This window comes from Acinetobacter sp. V102_4 (assembly GCF_031799005.1).
In the GTDB taxonomy this organism is placed as follows: Bacteria; Pseudomonadota; Gammaproteobacteria; order Pseudomonadales; family Moraxellaceae; genus Acinetobacter; species Acinetobacter calcoaceticus.
Window position 1 is genome coordinate 14643 of the sequence record NZ_JAVQNR010000045.1, and the last position, 14761, is coordinate 29403.

The window sequence follows — 14761 nt, forward strand, 5'->3', positions numbered from 1 at the left end:
TCTGATGGTTAAGCTGTTGGTTTGACTCTGATTTTGAACCAGATTGAGTACATAGCCGGCAAGAAAACCAAAGTTAAAATGGTTCCAGCCAGTGTTCCACCAATCAATGTATAAGCTAGCGTTCCCCAAAACACCGAATGAGTCAGAGGAATAAAAGCCAAAATAGCAGCCAAAGCCGTTAATATGACGGGTCTGGCACGTTGTACTGTCGCCTCCACAACAGCATCCAGCGGATCGAGTCCAGCTTGCTTGTTTTGCTGAATTTGACCAATCAAGATGAGTGTGTTTCGCATTAAAATTCCAGACAATGCAATCAACCCAACCAAGGCATTGATACCAAAAGGCTGCTGGAATAATAGAAGCGTCGGTACCACACCGATTAATCCCAACGGGCTGGTGAGAAACACCATAATCATTGCAGCTATAGATCTCACCTGAAGAATGATAATGAGCAAAGTCATTGCCAACATGATCGGGAAAATAGGAAGCATGGCTTTAGTAGCTTTACCCGACTCTTCAATAGAACCTGCTTCAACGATGCGATAGCCCTTCGGTAGATTTTTTATAACTGACTGAAGCTGTTTGGTAATTGCTGTAGATACATCTGGTGGTTGCAATCCTTCAGCAATATCTCCACGAACGGTTATTGTTGGTACGCGATCTCGACGGCGTATGACAGGCTCTTCCATCCGCACTTCAATCTTGCCAATTTGTGACAGAGGAATACGTTGTCCACTTGTCCCAGTGAGTGTGAAATCACCAATTTTTGCAGGATCCAGTCTTATATCGCCCGCAGAACGAGCAACAACTTGTACTGTACGAATATCTTCGCGCACAGAGGTTATCGGAATACCTGTTAACAAAAATTGTAGTTGCTGTGCCACTGAAGCTGAGGTGAGACCAACTGCCTGTAGGCGATCTTGCTGTAATGTGAAATGAAGGGCTGGTGTACGAGTTCCCCAATCGGTATTTACAGTTCTCATCATTGGGCTAGCATTCATAACATGCTGAACCTGAGCTGCAATTACACGCAATTTTTCTGGGTCTGGCCCTGTCACACGGTAAGCCACTGGATAGGGTGAATATGGTCCAAAGACCAGTTGTGTAACACGTACCTGCGCCTCAGAAGCAAGCCCATTCGAAACAGCTTGTCTTAAGCGATGTTTTAAGGCTTCCCGTTCTTCTTGGTTGTCAGTTCGTATCACAATCTTGGCAAAGGATGGGTCTGGTAACTCAGGTCCCATGGATAAATAAAACCGAGGGGCGCCTTGGCCAATATACGATGTCACAATCTTTGCTTCATTTTGCTTAGATAACCAAGCTTCAACTTTGGCTGTAGCAGCGCTAGTTTGCGTAATCGATGTACCGTAAGGCATTTGTACTTCAACAAGTACTTCAGGTCGGTCAGAGATTGGAAAAAATTGTTTTTTCACCAATGTCATTCCGCCTATTGCCAAAACAAATAATCCGATAACACTACCAGCAACAAGCCATTTACGCGCAATCACACGTTCAAGAATTTGACGGAAACGGTTATATCGTGGTGTGTCATAAATTGCATGGTGTCCACCTTCGACTTTTTTAAAATCAGGTAACATCTTCACACCTAAATAAGGTGTAAAAACGACTGCAACAATCCATGAAGCAATAAGGGCTATGCCGACAATCCAAAACATATTGCTGGTATATTCACCAGCCGTAGATCGGGCAAAGCCATTTGGCATAAATCCAACAGCGGTGACTAATGTTCCAGAAAGCATAGGTGCTGCGGTATGGCTCCATGCATAAGCAGATGCAGCTATTCGACTAAAGCCCTCCTCCATTTTGACGACCATCATTTCAATGGCAATAATGGCATCATCAACCAAGAGCCCTAAGGCAAGAATAAGAGAACCCAGTGTAATTCGGTCAAAGTTTTTGCCCGTTGCCAACATCGCCACAAAAACAATAGCCAATGTAAGCGGTACAGCCATAGCAACAACAAGTCCAACTCGCCATCCCATGCTGATAAAGCTTACAAACATCACCACAAGTAATGCTGCAAAGAACTTAATCATGAACTCATTTACCGACGAGCTAATATTTACCGCTTGATCGGTCACCTTATTTAAGCTGATACCAAGGGGTAAATCTTCATTGATTGAGCCAACTTCGTTCTCTAATGCTTTACCAAGATCTAATCCATTCCACCCTTCACGCATGACTACACCTAGCAATAAAGCAGGTTCTCCATCATTACGAATAATGAATGTTGCAGGATCTTCATAACCACGTTTAACAGTCGCAATATCTGACAATTTCAAGGTACGACCTTGAGCAGTTATAGGTGTGTCTCGAATTTTTTGTAACTTATCAAAAGCACCATCCAATCTGACAAAAACTTGAGGACCTTTGGTCTCAATAGAACCAGCTGGAGTAAGTACATTCTGATTATTAAGTGCAGCAAACACATCTTGTGGATTCACGCCTAGTGTTGCCAAGCGCTCATGTGAAAATTCAATATAGATACGTTCAGGTTGCTCGCCAATAATATTGACCTTTTTTACCCCAGGGACATGAAGTAGCTGCTGTCTAATCGTTTCTGCATCACGCACCAACAATCTTTGTGCTTCATTTTTTGCCTTCAAAGCATATAAAGTAAAAGTTACATCCGCATATTCATCATTAACAAGTGGCCCAATTACCCCTGAAGGTAAATTGCTTATTTCATCATTTGCTTTCTTCCTCGCTTGATAAAACTCCTCCTGAACTTGAGATGGAGGTGTGCTATCAAGTAAGGTTAGTGTCGTAAAAGCTAGCCCAGGCCTTGTATAGGTTTCTGTTCGATCATACCAACGCAGCTCTTGCATCCGTTTTTCGATTTTTTCAGCAACTTGATCTTGCATTTCTTGGGCAGTTGCACCGGGCCAAGCAGTCACAATGGTCATGACCTTAACTGTAAAGGCTGGGTCTTCAGCTCGACCTAATTTAAAAAATGCAACAATGCCTGCAATTGAAATTAGAAAAATCAGGAATAGAGTGATACCCCGTTCACGAACAGCAAGAGCTGACAGGTTAAAACCTTTCTCACTCATGAGTGTCCTCCTTCATTTTCAATTGAAGGATTATTTGCCTGTGATGCAATACGGACTAACTCGCCTTCTCGAAGTAAATGCGCACCTAGAGCAACAATTTGATCTCCACTCTGAATATTGCCAGTTACATACGCATATTCATCATCAACCTGTTTTACAACAACAGAACGCCACGTTACTTTCTGAGTTTTTCCATTAATTACCCATACTCCTGCTCCCTTTCCTTTATCAAGTAGTGAACCAATCGGTACTTGTAAAAAATGTTGTGAACTCTGATTTTGAGCTCCAATACGTACAGTGACGGTTGAACCTAAAGGAGCATTTGCCAAATCTCCGTCTAATACAAAACGTGCTTCAAAAGTACGAGTGAGCTGATCTGCTGTATTTGATAACTGTCTAAGCTTAGCTGGGACACTTATATTTTCTTTACCAAAGAGAGTGGCTTGACCAATAGCTCCTATTGCAGGGCGTAAAGTCTCGGGAAGCTGAATAACTGCTTCTCTTTGACCAGAATGAGCTAAACGAATTACTGTTTGACCCGCGCTTACAACTTGCCCCGGTTCAACTAGTGTTTCCATAATTGTGCCATCACCATCGGCTGTTAAGTCCGCATAGTGACTGGCGTTTAATGCGACTTTAGCTTGAGCTTGCGTTGAACTTAGCTGTGCTCTCGCCGTATCTGCTGCTGCCTTAATCTGATCATAGGCGGAAGCAGATATAGCTCCACTTCCACGCAAATCACGATATCGAGCTTCGTCTTTTTCTGCTTGTTCAGCACGTGCTTTGGCTGCGCCTACAGCTTCTTGCTGAGCTTTGGCAGCAAGTTCCAAATCAACCGGATCAATACGCATCAGTAACTGTCCGCGTTTTACCGTCTGACCGGCTTCAACAAACCGTTTGATTACTTTGCCAGAGACACGAAAACCAAGATCACTTTCTACCCGTGCGCCTATCGTGCCTGTAAATGCTCTTGAGTCAGAAGTAATTTCTTCTTGCACAGTTGCGACTCGTACCAATGGTGCCGAAGTACGGGGGTCAGATTGTGTATTTTCAGCACAACCTAGCAAGAAAAAAGGAAATAAATATATTGCAGCAAATGGAATAAGGCGACGATAACACATATTAGAGTCCCCCCCTTGAAGAAATTAATCAGGAGACTCATTTTTAATCAAGTGACTAATTTAGTCAATAGTCACAAATTTATTATGGCGATAAACTTCTCAGTACAAGACTAGAAAGCAACACTGGAGCATCAGCGTTATATGAAATGCTATGTTGTAAAAGTAATGGATGTAGATAAGGTCTCATAACTAAATAAATAGCCTTAACTGCTTCATCAATTGGTGTTTTTCTTTCAAAATCACCAGTTTGACGACCTTCTTGAATAATATTTTGTAGTACTTTAAGAATTCGATTTTCATAAGCAACCGTAGCATCCCATTTCTCAGAGGCTGCAGAAACTGCAATTTCATAGAGCTTACGATCTTGAGAAAATAAACGAAGGCTCCCTTCCACAATTACTTTAAAAAGTACTCTCAATTTTTCAGCAGGATATTCAGCTTCTTGAATGGCAGCATTAACTTCATCTTCAATTTCACGCAAACAATTGGCACATATCATCTCGCCAATTGCCTGTTTAGATTCAAAAAATTTATAAATATAAGCTTTAGAAAAGCCTATAGATTTTGCAAGATCAGAAACTGTAGTTTTCTCATAACCATAGCGGCTGAAATGCTCTGTAGCAGCAACCACGATTTGGTCCCTTACCTCATGATCTTCCGGTCCTCGCTTTGAAACAGGATAACTACTTTTTTCTTTACTCATATTTTCAACTTAAACCTTTGTGTGAAAGTAGTAGTTTAACTCTTGGCCCCTGATATTGACAACAAGTGACTAAATTGTATTATAGTCACAATTAAACTATTGTTCAAAATCTCGCCTTGGGGAAAATATGTTATCTAGATCTATCGTTCTCCTACCAATACTCACCAGCATTCTTGCTGCTTGTACCGTAGGTCCTAATTATAAACGTCCTAGTATATCTCTACCCGAGCAATATCTTGGCGCTCGCTTAAACTCACCAAGTGACGAAACCAAAGCAGATATTGAAGTATGGTGGAAAAGTTTTAATGACCCTCAACTTACTCGATATGTCACATTAGCATTAAAACAAAATCTGGATCTGACCCAAGCATATACCCGTGTGACTCAAGCTCAAGCAGGATTATCGGCAGTCAATGCTTCTTTACGCCCAATAGGTACTGTTGACGCACAAGCAGCTAAAGCTTACCAATCCGTTGAAACTCCACTGGGGCAAGTTTTAAATTCAATACCTAATTTTGACCGACATGGTAGTTCTTATGAGGCAAACCTAAGTGCCACTTGGGAATTAGATATTTTCGGAGGCCTTCGAAGAGACCGTGAAAGTGCTCTAGCAAACTATCAGGCTTCGAATGCAGGAGCATCAGCAGTTCGTTTAATGGTCGCAGCGCAAACAGCAAATCTTTATATTAATATTCGAGGATTACAATCTCGATTAGACATTGCCCAGCAACAATTACAAACGCAACAAAAACTTCTCTCAATTATTCAACTTTTATATAGCAAAGGATTGGCATCTGAATTTCAGGTCAAACAAGCTAAAGCGAATGTTGCTCAAGTTCAAGCCGTAGTTCCCTCACTTGGAATGAATCTAGACATTACCATGAATGCACTCGACGTCATGCTTGGAACCATACCAGGAACTCACCGAGCTGAACTAGCGGAAGTAAAACCAATTCCAGTTATTCCTAATATTACAGAAACAGGAACACCCCGCGATCTTTTACGTAGACGACCAGATCTCATCATGGCTGAAAGGCAACTGGCAGCTTCAAATGCACGTATTGGCAGTGCGATTGCAGAGTATTACCCAAAGGTTTCTTTAGGCGGTTTGATAGGTAGCGCAACCACAGCAAGTGGAAACTTATTTTCAAGTGGTGCCAATCAGGCTGCTGGCTTATTAGGCTTACGTTGGCGTTTATTTGATTTTGGTCGAATTAATGCAGAAATTCGCTTAGCTAAGGGACAAGAAGCCGAAAAACTTGCAGCCTACCAATTAGCCGTCTTACATGCAGCGGAAGATGTAGAGAACTCATTATCAACTTTATCTAAAAGACAGGAACAACTTGTAGCACTTCAAGATGGTGAAAATGCGCTACACCATGCACAGAAAATCGCTGTAATTGCTTATCAAAAAGGAATTAACAGTCAAATAGAAGTATTACAAGCAAATTCAAATGCTTTGCAATTCACGGATAGAAAAGTACAGGTACAAACCGATTCAGCCCTTGCTGCCGTAGCAGTTTATAAATCACTGGGTGGTGGCTGGCAACCCAATGATTATTAATATGAAATTTCAAAAATTTAAAATCACTGAATGAGATGGCGGATTACCTCATACCTACAGGAGCAATGATTTCATTTCGATTAACCAAATTCTCTAGGAAACATAAACACAAAATGTCCGACAAACATTTTCACTTCAAGGAAAGACACAAATGAAATTTAAAACATTCAGTACAGTAATTATTTTAGTAACTTTACCAATGACGGAGACCTTGGCTGCATCTCTAGACCGCTCAGGTCAATCTATCTCTGCATTCTTGCAACCAGGTAATTACTTTGAAGCGGGTATTTCTATATTAGATCCAAACGTTTCAGGTAAAGTGCGTAATGAATATTCACCAAATGCAACTCCACCAAGCGTGATTGGTTTACAAAATACAAATATTAGTGACATGGGGGATGATTATTACTCCCCTAGCGCTGCGCTAAAACTACAAGTAACAGACAACTTCTCTTTTGGTCTAATTTATGACCGACCATTTGGCGCAGATGTTACTTACTCGCTCTCTGACCCAGCATCAGCTGCTGCAGGTGGCTTAGGACTATTTCATAATGGTACAGAGTCACTGGAAGTTGAAGTAAAAACCCAAAGTATTTCAATGTTGCTTGGCTACCAACCAAATGAAAATTTTAATTTTTATGCAGGTCCCGTTTACCAAACAATTGAAGGTGATGCTCAATTTCGTGGCTTAGCATTTGGTGGGAATAACAGCTTTGGTGGATATAATCTCAACATTAAAGAAACTGGCGGTGTTGGCTGGTTAGTTGGTATTGCATATCAAATTCCAGAAATTGCATTAAAAGCATCTGTTACTTATCGCTCTGAAATTGATCATGAAATGACAATTAATGAGAGCTCTATTGCAACATTAGGGCAAAATATTGGCACTTTTATTAATATGAATAATGGCTTGGAGCAAACAAAAATTACTACGCCTCAATCTGTTAATCTAGATTTTCAAACAGGTATCATGGCGAATACAGTTGCATTTGCAAATGTGCGCTGGGTGAATTGGAAAGATTTCACTATCCGCCCTTATGCATTCGGTGTAGCTTCAGAAATCGCAGGGCCCTCAGTTGGCAAACCAAATGGATTTGATCTAGCTGCCTATAGTGATGACCAATGGTCAGCAAATATTGGTATAGGCCGTAAATTAAATGACCAATGGACAGGAAATATTTCTGTAGGTTGGGATTCTGGAGCAGGTAACCTTGTGACTGCATTAGGGCCGACAGAAGGATATTGGAATCTTGGCTTAGGTGCACAATTCAACCCAACACCACAAACGTTTATTTCAGGTGGGGTAAAATATTTCTGGTTAGGTGATGCCAAGTTACAAACTAGTGCGCAATTTAATACACCAAATTATGTTGCGGAGTTTAAAGATAATCATGCCATCGCATATGGATTAAAAATGGGCTATAAGTTCTAATGATTGATATTAAAAAAACATTTAGATGACCTGAGCCCAAAAGTTAGTTGGCTTGATTTAACGGCTTTTTAGACTGAGTTCTGTAACGTACGGGTCTCAGTCTATTAAATTTATTCTTTGTTCTTTCACGGTTTTGTCCTGCTTATTAATTGCTTTAATTCTTGGCCTTAGAAGTCTTTAGATTTATGTATTTAAGACTCTCCAATCCTACTTATATCTTATCAGTGAAAGCGCATGGGTCATTTGTGTATTGTTTAGTATTATCAGCACAACTTAATGAAAATAATGGAATTAAATATATTGCAGTATATGGAATAAGGCACTCAAGCATATTAGAACCGACGTCCTGTAAAATTTTTAAGAAACTATTTAAAAATAACCAAATCAATCATAAGTCACAAACCAATTAAGGCGATAAATTTCTTAATATAAGATCAAAAAACAGCCTTAGTACATTCGTATTGATGATTAATTCTCTATTGCAAAATAATGGATATAAATAAGTTGATCACTAAGAAAATCGCTTTGACTGCTTTAGAAACTCAATTATTTCTTTTACAATAAACAAAACCATATCGTTTTTTGCATCATTTCGTGTAATAATTTTTGTCTTCTTATTTCGTAACAAGCTATTGATTAACAATAAATAAATTAATCACACTATATAAGTCAGCTCAGAAAAATCTATAGATTTTGCAAAACTAGAAACTGTAGTTTTCTTATAATCATAGTGAATGAAGTGCTCTGTAGCAGCACTTAGGATTTGATCTCTTACCTCATGATCTTCTGGTCTTCCCGTCGGGAGAAGATAACTACTCTTTTCCCGATTCATATTTTTTATTTGAACCTTTTTTGAAAATGACAGTTTAACTCGACCTATTTATTATTGACAAATAGTGACCATATAATAATATAGTCACCATTAATAATTATTCAAAACATTGGATAAATATATTGTCTAAAACTCTCGTTGTCTTACCAATATGAGCTAATGCTTTGCAATTCACGGATAGAAAAGTACAGGTACAAACTGGTTCAGCCCTTGCTGCTGTAGCAGTTTATAAAGCGAGAATTATTATGCGGGAACAATCAGTACGCCAGCCGTTAAATACACATGATTTAAATCATGCGATCTTAAACGGACCAATTCCCCAAGTAATGCTAAAACTGGCGTTACCCACCATAGCTGTTTTGCTTGTACAAACCCTGATTGGATTACTAGAAACATATTTTGTTAGCTCTCTAGGAACGGATGTAATAGCTGGCGTAGCCGTAGTGTTCCCAATTCTTATGCTCATGCAAATGCTAGCGAATGGTGGATTTGGTGGAGGACTAGCTTCAGCAATTGCTCGGGCTTCTGGAGCAGGTCGATCAGAAGATGCCCAATCCCTTGTCTGGCATGGTGTAATTCTTGCTGGCATTTTGGGAGGAGTTTTTAGTATTGTTATGCTCACCTCAGCCCAGATGATATATCACTTAATGGGCGTTACTGGCTTAGCTTTAGATGCTGCCCTAAAATATTCCAATATTATTTTTATAGGTTCACCCCTTATATGGGCTGTAGCCCTACTCTCAGCCACATTACGTGGTGCAGGTGATACAAAAACTCCGGCCCGCATAACGCTTCTAGATGGAGTACTACTTTTACCCCTATCACCTATTTTCATTTTTGGTTGGGGATTCATTCCCTCATTGGGTGTAGCTGGAGCTGGGCTCGCTGTCTTAAGTTATTATATTTTTGCCATCATATGCTTAATTAGGCACATGCGAACAACGCATAGCATTATCAAATTATCGATCAAGCCTATCAATTTTCAGTTCTTCAAAGATATTCTTAGTATTGGTTCACTGTCTGCTATTGGAATAATTCAACTCAATTTAACTGTTGTCATCGTAACAACCTTAGTTGGTCAATTTGGTTCTGATGCAATCGCTGGGTACGGTATTGCTTCCCGACTAGACTACGTGCAAGTTCCGCTTATGTTCGGCATCGGTTCAGCAATCATGACCATGGTAGGTATTAATTATGGAGCCGGACAATTTCAAAGAGCACGTCGTATCACATGGATCGGGGTTTTTATTACATTCCTTATCACTGGCTCAATAGGACTTTTCTTTAGTATTTTTCCTTCCATTTGGCTTGGTTTTTTCAGTCATGATCCATCTGTTCTTCAGACTGGAACGAATTACTTGCAGCATGTTGCGCCTTTTTACGGAGCAATAGGTATAGGTATGGCTCTTTATTTTGCAGGCCAAGGTTCAAAACGATTATTAGGCCCTATCTTAGCTGGTACCATCAGAATGATTATTGCAGCTATTATCGGAAGTATCACTGTTCTATATTTTGATGCAAGTTTATCAACTTTCTTTCAAGTTATTGGCCTGAGTGCTTTGATATTTGGTTTGGTATCCTGCTTGGTAAATTTTATCCATAGATAAAATTGCATTGAGTTCAAAAAATTGCTCAATTTTCTTAAAGATTTTGCACAAATCTTCTAGAACTACACTCACCTCTTTTGTACCGTTCTAAGGGCAAAACTTAAAAATTTATGGGTAGATTGTTATGGGTAACTGGGTGGATATTTCAAAAGATACCAATACAGGTATTGAAACAATCCGTGCCCATTTTACTGGTCATGCTTATGATCCCCACTGGCATTCGAGCTATTTAATTGGTGTAACTGAATCCGGCATTCAACAATTTCACTGTCGTAAAAAGCAAATCAATAGTCATGCGGGACAAGTCTTTATGCTTGAACCAGAAGAAATCCATGATGGACATGCTCCTGCGTCTGATGGCTTTACCTACCAAATGCTCTACCTACATCCAGATTGGTTGAAACAACGTATCCAAGGTTTATTTCATAATAGCCCTGATCACTACGAGTTAGTGATTGATGCACCATTAAAGTCAGATGAACAGCTCGCGATTATTACTTCTCAAGCATTCCAGCATCTGCACTATAAAGAAATGAATATTGTCAAAGATAATAGTCTAGACCTACTTATTCAGTATATCGCACAAGGGAAATGGTTAAAAAAAGCTCACCAATCATCTTCTACTCACACACCTCGAATCGCATACCAAATCCGAGATATTTTGCATGATCATCTATTTGAAGATATAGGGCTTGAAGACATCGCTCGCATGATAGGCCTAGACAGATACCATATTCACCGCATTTTTAAAGCAACTTTTCATTTAGCACCTCATCAATATCTCATTCAACTCAGACTTACGCGAGCGCGTGATTTACTCGCCAGAAGCATATCTCCCGCACAAGTTGCTTCAGATTTATGCTTTGCTGACCAAAGTCATTTAAGTCGCTGGTTTAAGCGCTGCTATGGTTTAACACCTGCGGCCTATAGAAAAATCTGCACAAATCTTCAAGATTAAAAATCTTAATTATTTCATCTTATCTCTCCCTATCAACTCAAGTAGACAAGATGGAAAACCTCACTGCATTTTCATTATTTGCTATTGTTGCCTCAATTACTCCCGGTCCAACTAATTTTATAATTTTAAATTTAAGTAGCCGTTATAAAATTTCTAAAACGTTTCCTGTCATTTTAGGTTCTTGCATCGGGGCTGCCCTACTTGTGCTCATCGTTGGCATTGGATTGGGTTCAACCCTTCTGGCTTACCCAATTATTCAAAAAATAATGACACTCATTGGTTTAATCTGGCTAACCTCATTGGCTTGGAAATTATATAACTACAATCCTATTATTCATTTCCAGCAAGACAAAGAAAAAGGTCCGATTGGTTTCATTACTGGCTTTTTCATGCAAGCAATTAATCCTAAAACATGGATGATGGCTTTTGCAGTGATTAGTGTCTACACAAAACAAGGGCAAGATATCTGGATAAATGTCTCAATTTTATCCTTCATTTTTTTCGTTATAGCTATTCCTTGCCTTTACATATGGGCCTTAGCAGGCAGGCTAAGCAATCGATTATTTTCACAAACAAAGCATATGAACATTTTTAATAAAATGATGGCGCTAACACTACTCATCTCTGTATGGTTGCCAACCCTATCTACATTCTAATAATAAAAAATCATCAAAACAGGATAAGGATATCTATTTTTTAATATATAAATTAGGTCATATAAATTTTTATTATTAATTTTCTATATTAAAAAATACTTATTCTTATAACTTCATAAAATAACTTTTTACTGAATACTCATTTAATGACCTTTTTTTTATTTTGAGAAACATGCTCTCTAAAACACATGTTACTTTTTGTTATTTATGTAAAAATCAACCTAGCAACAAAAGAAAATAAATCATTGTTAAATATAAATTTATATTAAATATTATTCTGTAAATTTTGTCTATTTTTTGAACAAATGTAGGTAATTTCTCACAATCATGTAAGCCAAAACCTACATCATAAGCAATTGTTTTTCCTATAATTAATTTCAGTACATATAAGCACTCTTTACTATTAAATAGAAAGCTGAATATTAATGAAGAGATCTGGAGAATCGGTAACATTATCTTTATTAATATAAAAACTCCTAATAATAGAAAAAGAATCTCAAAAATTAATATGTACTATCTTTCCTCTGGAAACAGAGGAAAGATAACTTTTTAATCATCAGATAGGATATAGAAAATGTTTATTGCAAAAAATATATTTGTATATTTACTATCAATGTTAGCTTTATGCTTACTGATTATTTTCTTTAACTACCTAGGAATGAACGAAACAACCAACCTTCTACTCTCTTCTGCACTTTTTGGAATATTTATTACTTGGTATTTCAAAGGTAGTGGACTATGTCTCGCCTTATTTAGCTTTTTTTACTGGGCGATGTTTGTTATTAGCCAAAGTTTAGAAGTGATATGGATGCTCACAAGTTCAGTTATTGTCTATCTTGTTATGACTAAAATCATTCCTAAACTCAAGACTATCCATATTGGGGTGATAGCCAAATAGCTAGAAAGGGTTCACCCCACGCTTAATCATACCTACTTTCTTAACTGTATTAATTTTGATTTGCTCAGCAATTAATAATTCATTTAAGAAATTTTTTAAATTCTGCTCATCAAGACGAATGGGATTAAAACTAGTTTCTCCCATACTTAAAAAGAAAGATTCAATATTTGTATTACGCTGTACATATTTCATTGACCAACGCTGAAAAGAATTCTTCTCAATGGAATATGTACATAGCCATTTAACATTGTAGTGTCTCTGATCATTTTTAATTTTTTCAAATAATCTTTCCACTAATTCTTGTTCACCCTCTAGGCATTGAAAGAAAGCATTATCGGCATAATAGAGCACACCACAAATTTGATTCAAGTCATTGAAATTTCGAGCTTCTGTTAGGATATCACGTAAATCTTGCAGTAAATCTTCATTTTTTTCGTTTCGTTGGCTGGCATAACACAGTCGAACGTTCATTAACAATTCCGTGAAATATAAAATTTCTTTATCTAAAGATTTTCCAATCTAACATATCTATTCCTGATAATTTATATTTCTTCATACGCTAAGCATTAACAAATGACTGATTAGTGATTAGTGATTAGTGATTAGTGATTAGTGATTAGTGATTAGTGATTAGTGATTAGTGATTAGTGATTAGACTTACATACTAGATAGAAAATAAAAAGCCCTCTTATAGAGGGCTTTTATAGCATTTAAAAGAACAACAGAATTTCTTTTAAACGACTAAAATAAAAAAAAGCACTAAAAAGTGCTTTTTTTCTTACTGAAATATTATTGTGGAATAATATTTACAGCATTTGGGCCTTTTTGCCCTTGAGTAACAGTAAACGTTACACGTTGACCTTCGTGCAAAGTTTTGAAACCTGAACCAGAAATTTCTTTGAAGTGAGCAAACACATCTGGACCATTATCTTGTTGAATGAAACCGAAACCTTTAGTTTCGTTAAACCATTTTACTGTACCACTTACTGTATTAGACATGATATATCCTACTGATTTCTAATATTTTAGTATCATTTAATAATGACACTAACATAACTTTGAAAAAAGAATAACAAATTGAGTTAAGATCTTAAAAAACGAAGGATTATGACTAAAACTACGATACTTTAAAGAAGATTTACTAACAAGACTTTTTTCTAGTTAAGAGCATGATACATGAAATAATTTTCTATTCAAGCTTTTTATGAAAAAAATTTTATAAATTATAATAAAAAACAGAAAAACAATAACTTAACAGAGTAGCTAAAAAATTAGTATATTCCCTACTTAACCAACACCTTACGACTGATTAGATAAAATATCGAAGAACAGAAAGATAACAGTTTATAACTTATCAAGTGGCCGATGAAAATATGAACGAAAACTTGAAATAATTTAACCTTTAAAAAATTCAGGCAATAAAAAAACTCCTAAAAAGGAGCTTCATTTTTAAATCATTGGCAGAGGATCAAGGACTCGAACCTTGACGAACGGTTTTGGAGACCGTCATGCTACCATTACACCAATCCTCTATATTTATGATTAAATAACTAATGATTTAATCATAAAAAAAGCAAGAACATCGTCTTGCTTCCTTTAATGGTGGGGGCGAAGAGACTCGAACTCTTACACCTTGCGGCGCTGGAACCTAAATCCAGTGCGTCTACCAATTTCGCCACGCCCCCATCTGGGACATTTATTTAAAATAAATGTGGCAGAGGATCAAGGACTCGAACCTTGACGAACGGTTTTGGAGACCGTCATGCTACCATTACACCAATCCTCTTCCAAGATCTAGATGACTTAACATCCAAATCAACTTTAAGATTTAACTTAAAGTGGTGGGGGCGAAGAGACTCGAACTCTTACACCTTGCGGCGCTGGAACCTAAATCCAGTGCGTCTACCAATTTCGCC

11 protein-coding genes and 3 tRNA genes are annotated in these 14761 nt (G+C 37.8%); 6 read left to right on the forward strand and 8 right to left on the reverse strand.

What is annotated here, in order from left to right; genetic code table 11:
• Positions 1-8 precede the first annotated feature (8 nt).
• The 3 genes from RMB13_RS13060 to RMB13_RS13070 form a co-directional block, all read right to left on the reverse strand.
• The gene (locus RMB13_RS13060) at positions 9-3074 is read right to left on the reverse strand and encodes an efflux RND transporter permease subunit (protein ID WP_311085438.1); all 3066 of its coding nucleotides are present in this window, start codon (positions 3072-3074) and stop codon (positions 9-11) included.
• Positions 3071-4195, reverse strand: a complete 1125-nt coding sequence (locus RMB13_RS13065) for an efflux RND transporter periplasmic adaptor subunit (protein ID WP_311085439.1) — start codon at positions 4193-4195, stop codon at positions 3071-3073. The genes RMB13_RS13060 and RMB13_RS13065 overlap by 4 nt, the downstream gene beginning before the upstream one ends.
• Positions 4196-4277: 82 nt before the next feature.
• Positions 4278-4898 carry a TetR/AcrR family transcriptional regulator gene (locus tag RMB13_RS13070; RefSeq protein ID WP_004643418.1) on the reverse strand — a complete coding sequence of 207 codons (621 nt, stop codon included), beginning with the start codon at positions 4896-4898 and terminating at the stop codon, positions 4278-4280.
• A gap of 127 nt (positions 4899-5025) precedes the next feature.
• Between RMB13_RS13070 and RMB13_RS13075 the strand changes: the two genes are divergently transcribed.
• From RMB13_RS13075 to RMB13_RS13100, 6 genes are all read left to right on the forward strand, one after another.
• Positions 5026-6462 (forward strand): TolC family protein, encoded by a 1437-nt coding sequence (locus RMB13_RS13075; RefSeq protein WP_311085440.1) that lies wholly within the window; start codon positions 5026-5028, stop codon positions 6460-6462.
• A gap of 151 nt (positions 6463-6613) precedes the next feature.
• Positions 6614-7894 carry an outer membrane protein transport protein gene (locus tag RMB13_RS13080; protein ID WP_311085441.1) on the forward strand — a complete coding sequence of 427 codons (1281 nt, stop codon included), beginning with the start codon at positions 6614-6616 and terminating at the stop codon, positions 7892-7894.
• A 1077-nt stretch (positions 7895-8971) separates the two neighbouring features.
• Positions 8972-10333, forward strand: a complete 1362-nt coding sequence (locus RMB13_RS13085) for an MATE family efflux transporter (RefSeq protein ID WP_311085445.1) — start codon at positions 8972-8974, stop codon at positions 10331-10333.
• A gap of 124 nt (positions 10334-10457) precedes the next feature.
• On the forward strand, positions 10458-11291 hold the full coding sequence (locus RMB13_RS13090) for an AraC family transcriptional regulator (protein ID WP_151743244.1): 834 nt from the start codon (positions 10458-10460) through the stop codon (positions 11289-11291).
• Positions 11292-11341: 50 nt separating this feature from the next.
• Positions 11342-11947, forward strand: a complete 606-nt coding sequence (locus RMB13_RS13095; protein WP_311085442.1) for a LysE family translocator — start codon at positions 11342-11344, stop codon at positions 11945-11947.
• Between the two features lie 574 nt (positions 11948-12521).
• Positions 12522-12845 carry a hypothetical protein gene (locus RMB13_RS13100; protein ID WP_311085443.1) on the forward strand — a complete coding sequence of 108 codons (324 nt, stop codon included), beginning with the start codon at positions 12522-12524 and terminating at the stop codon, positions 12843-12845.
• Here the strand turns inward: RMB13_RS13100 and RMB13_RS13105 are convergent, their stop codons facing one another.
• From RMB13_RS13105 to RMB13_RS13125, 5 genes are all read right to left on the reverse strand, one after another.
• Positions 12846-13316, reverse strand: coding sequence for an AnBLUF65 family BLUF photoreceptors (locus tag RMB13_RS13105; RefSeq protein ID WP_005039435.1), 471 nt, complete (start codon positions 13314-13316; stop codon positions 12846-12848).
• A 318-nt stretch (positions 13317-13634) separates the two neighbouring features.
• Positions 13635-13844, reverse strand: coding sequence for a cold-shock protein (locus tag RMB13_RS13110; protein WP_003650775.1), 210 nt, complete (start codon positions 13842-13844; stop codon positions 13635-13637).
• A gap of 459 nt (positions 13845-14303) precedes the next feature.
• Positions 14304-14377 (reverse strand) — tRNA-Trp (locus tag RMB13_RS13115).
• Between the two features lie 68 nt (positions 14378-14445).
• Positions 14446-14530, reverse strand: a tRNA-Leu gene (locus RMB13_RS13120).
• A 27-nt stretch (positions 14531-14557) separates the two neighbouring features.
• Positions 14558-14631 (reverse strand) — tRNA-Trp (locus RMB13_RS13125).
• Between the last annotated feature and the right edge of the window lie 130 nt (positions 14632-14761).

What these genes read in the sequence shown, in the direction of transcription:
- RMB13_RS13060 (WP_311085438.1), bottom strand. Translation starts at nt 3,074, where the DNA reads ATGAGTGAGAAAGGTTTTAACCTGTCAGCTCTTGCTGTTCGTGAACGG.
- RMB13_RS13095 (WP_311085442.1), top strand. Translation starts at nt 11,342, where the DNA reads ATGGAAAACCTCACTGCATTTTCATTATTTGCTATTGTTGCCTCAATT.
- RMB13_RS13100 (WP_311085443.1), top strand. Translation starts at nt 12,522, where the DNA reads ATGTTTATTGCAAAAAATATATTTGTATATTTACTATCAATGTTAGCT.
- RMB13_RS13110 (WP_003650775.1), bottom strand. Translation starts at nt 13,844, where the DNA reads ATGTCTAATACAGTAAGTGGTACAGTAAAATGGTTTAACGAAACTAAA.
- RMB13_RS13080 (WP_311085441.1), top strand. Translation starts at nt 6,614, where the DNA reads ATGAAATTTAAAACATTCAGTACAGTAATTATTTTAGTAACTTTACCA.
- RMB13_RS13075 (WP_311085440.1), top strand. Translation starts at nt 5,026, where the DNA reads ATGTTATCTAGATCTATCGTTCTCCTACCAATACTCACCAGCATTCTT.
- RMB13_RS13105 (WP_005039435.1), bottom strand. Translation starts at nt 13,316, where the DNA reads ATGAACGTTCGACTGTGTTATGCCAGCCAACGAAACGAAAAAAATGAA.
- RMB13_RS13070 (WP_004643418.1), bottom strand. Translation starts at nt 4,898, where the DNA reads ATGAGTAAAGAAAAAAGTAGTTATCCTGTTTCAAAGCGAGGACCGGAA.
- RMB13_RS13085 (WP_311085445.1), top strand. Translation starts at nt 8,972, where the DNA reads ATGCGGGAACAATCAGTACGCCAGCCGTTAAATACACATGATTTAAAT.
- RMB13_RS13090 (WP_151743244.1), top strand. Translation starts at nt 10,458, where the DNA reads ATGGGTAACTGGGTGGATATTTCAAAAGATACCAATACAGGTATTGAA.
- RMB13_RS13065 (WP_311085439.1), bottom strand. Translation starts at nt 4,195, where the DNA reads ATGTGTTATCGTCGCCTTATTCCATTTGCTGCAATATATTTATTTCCT.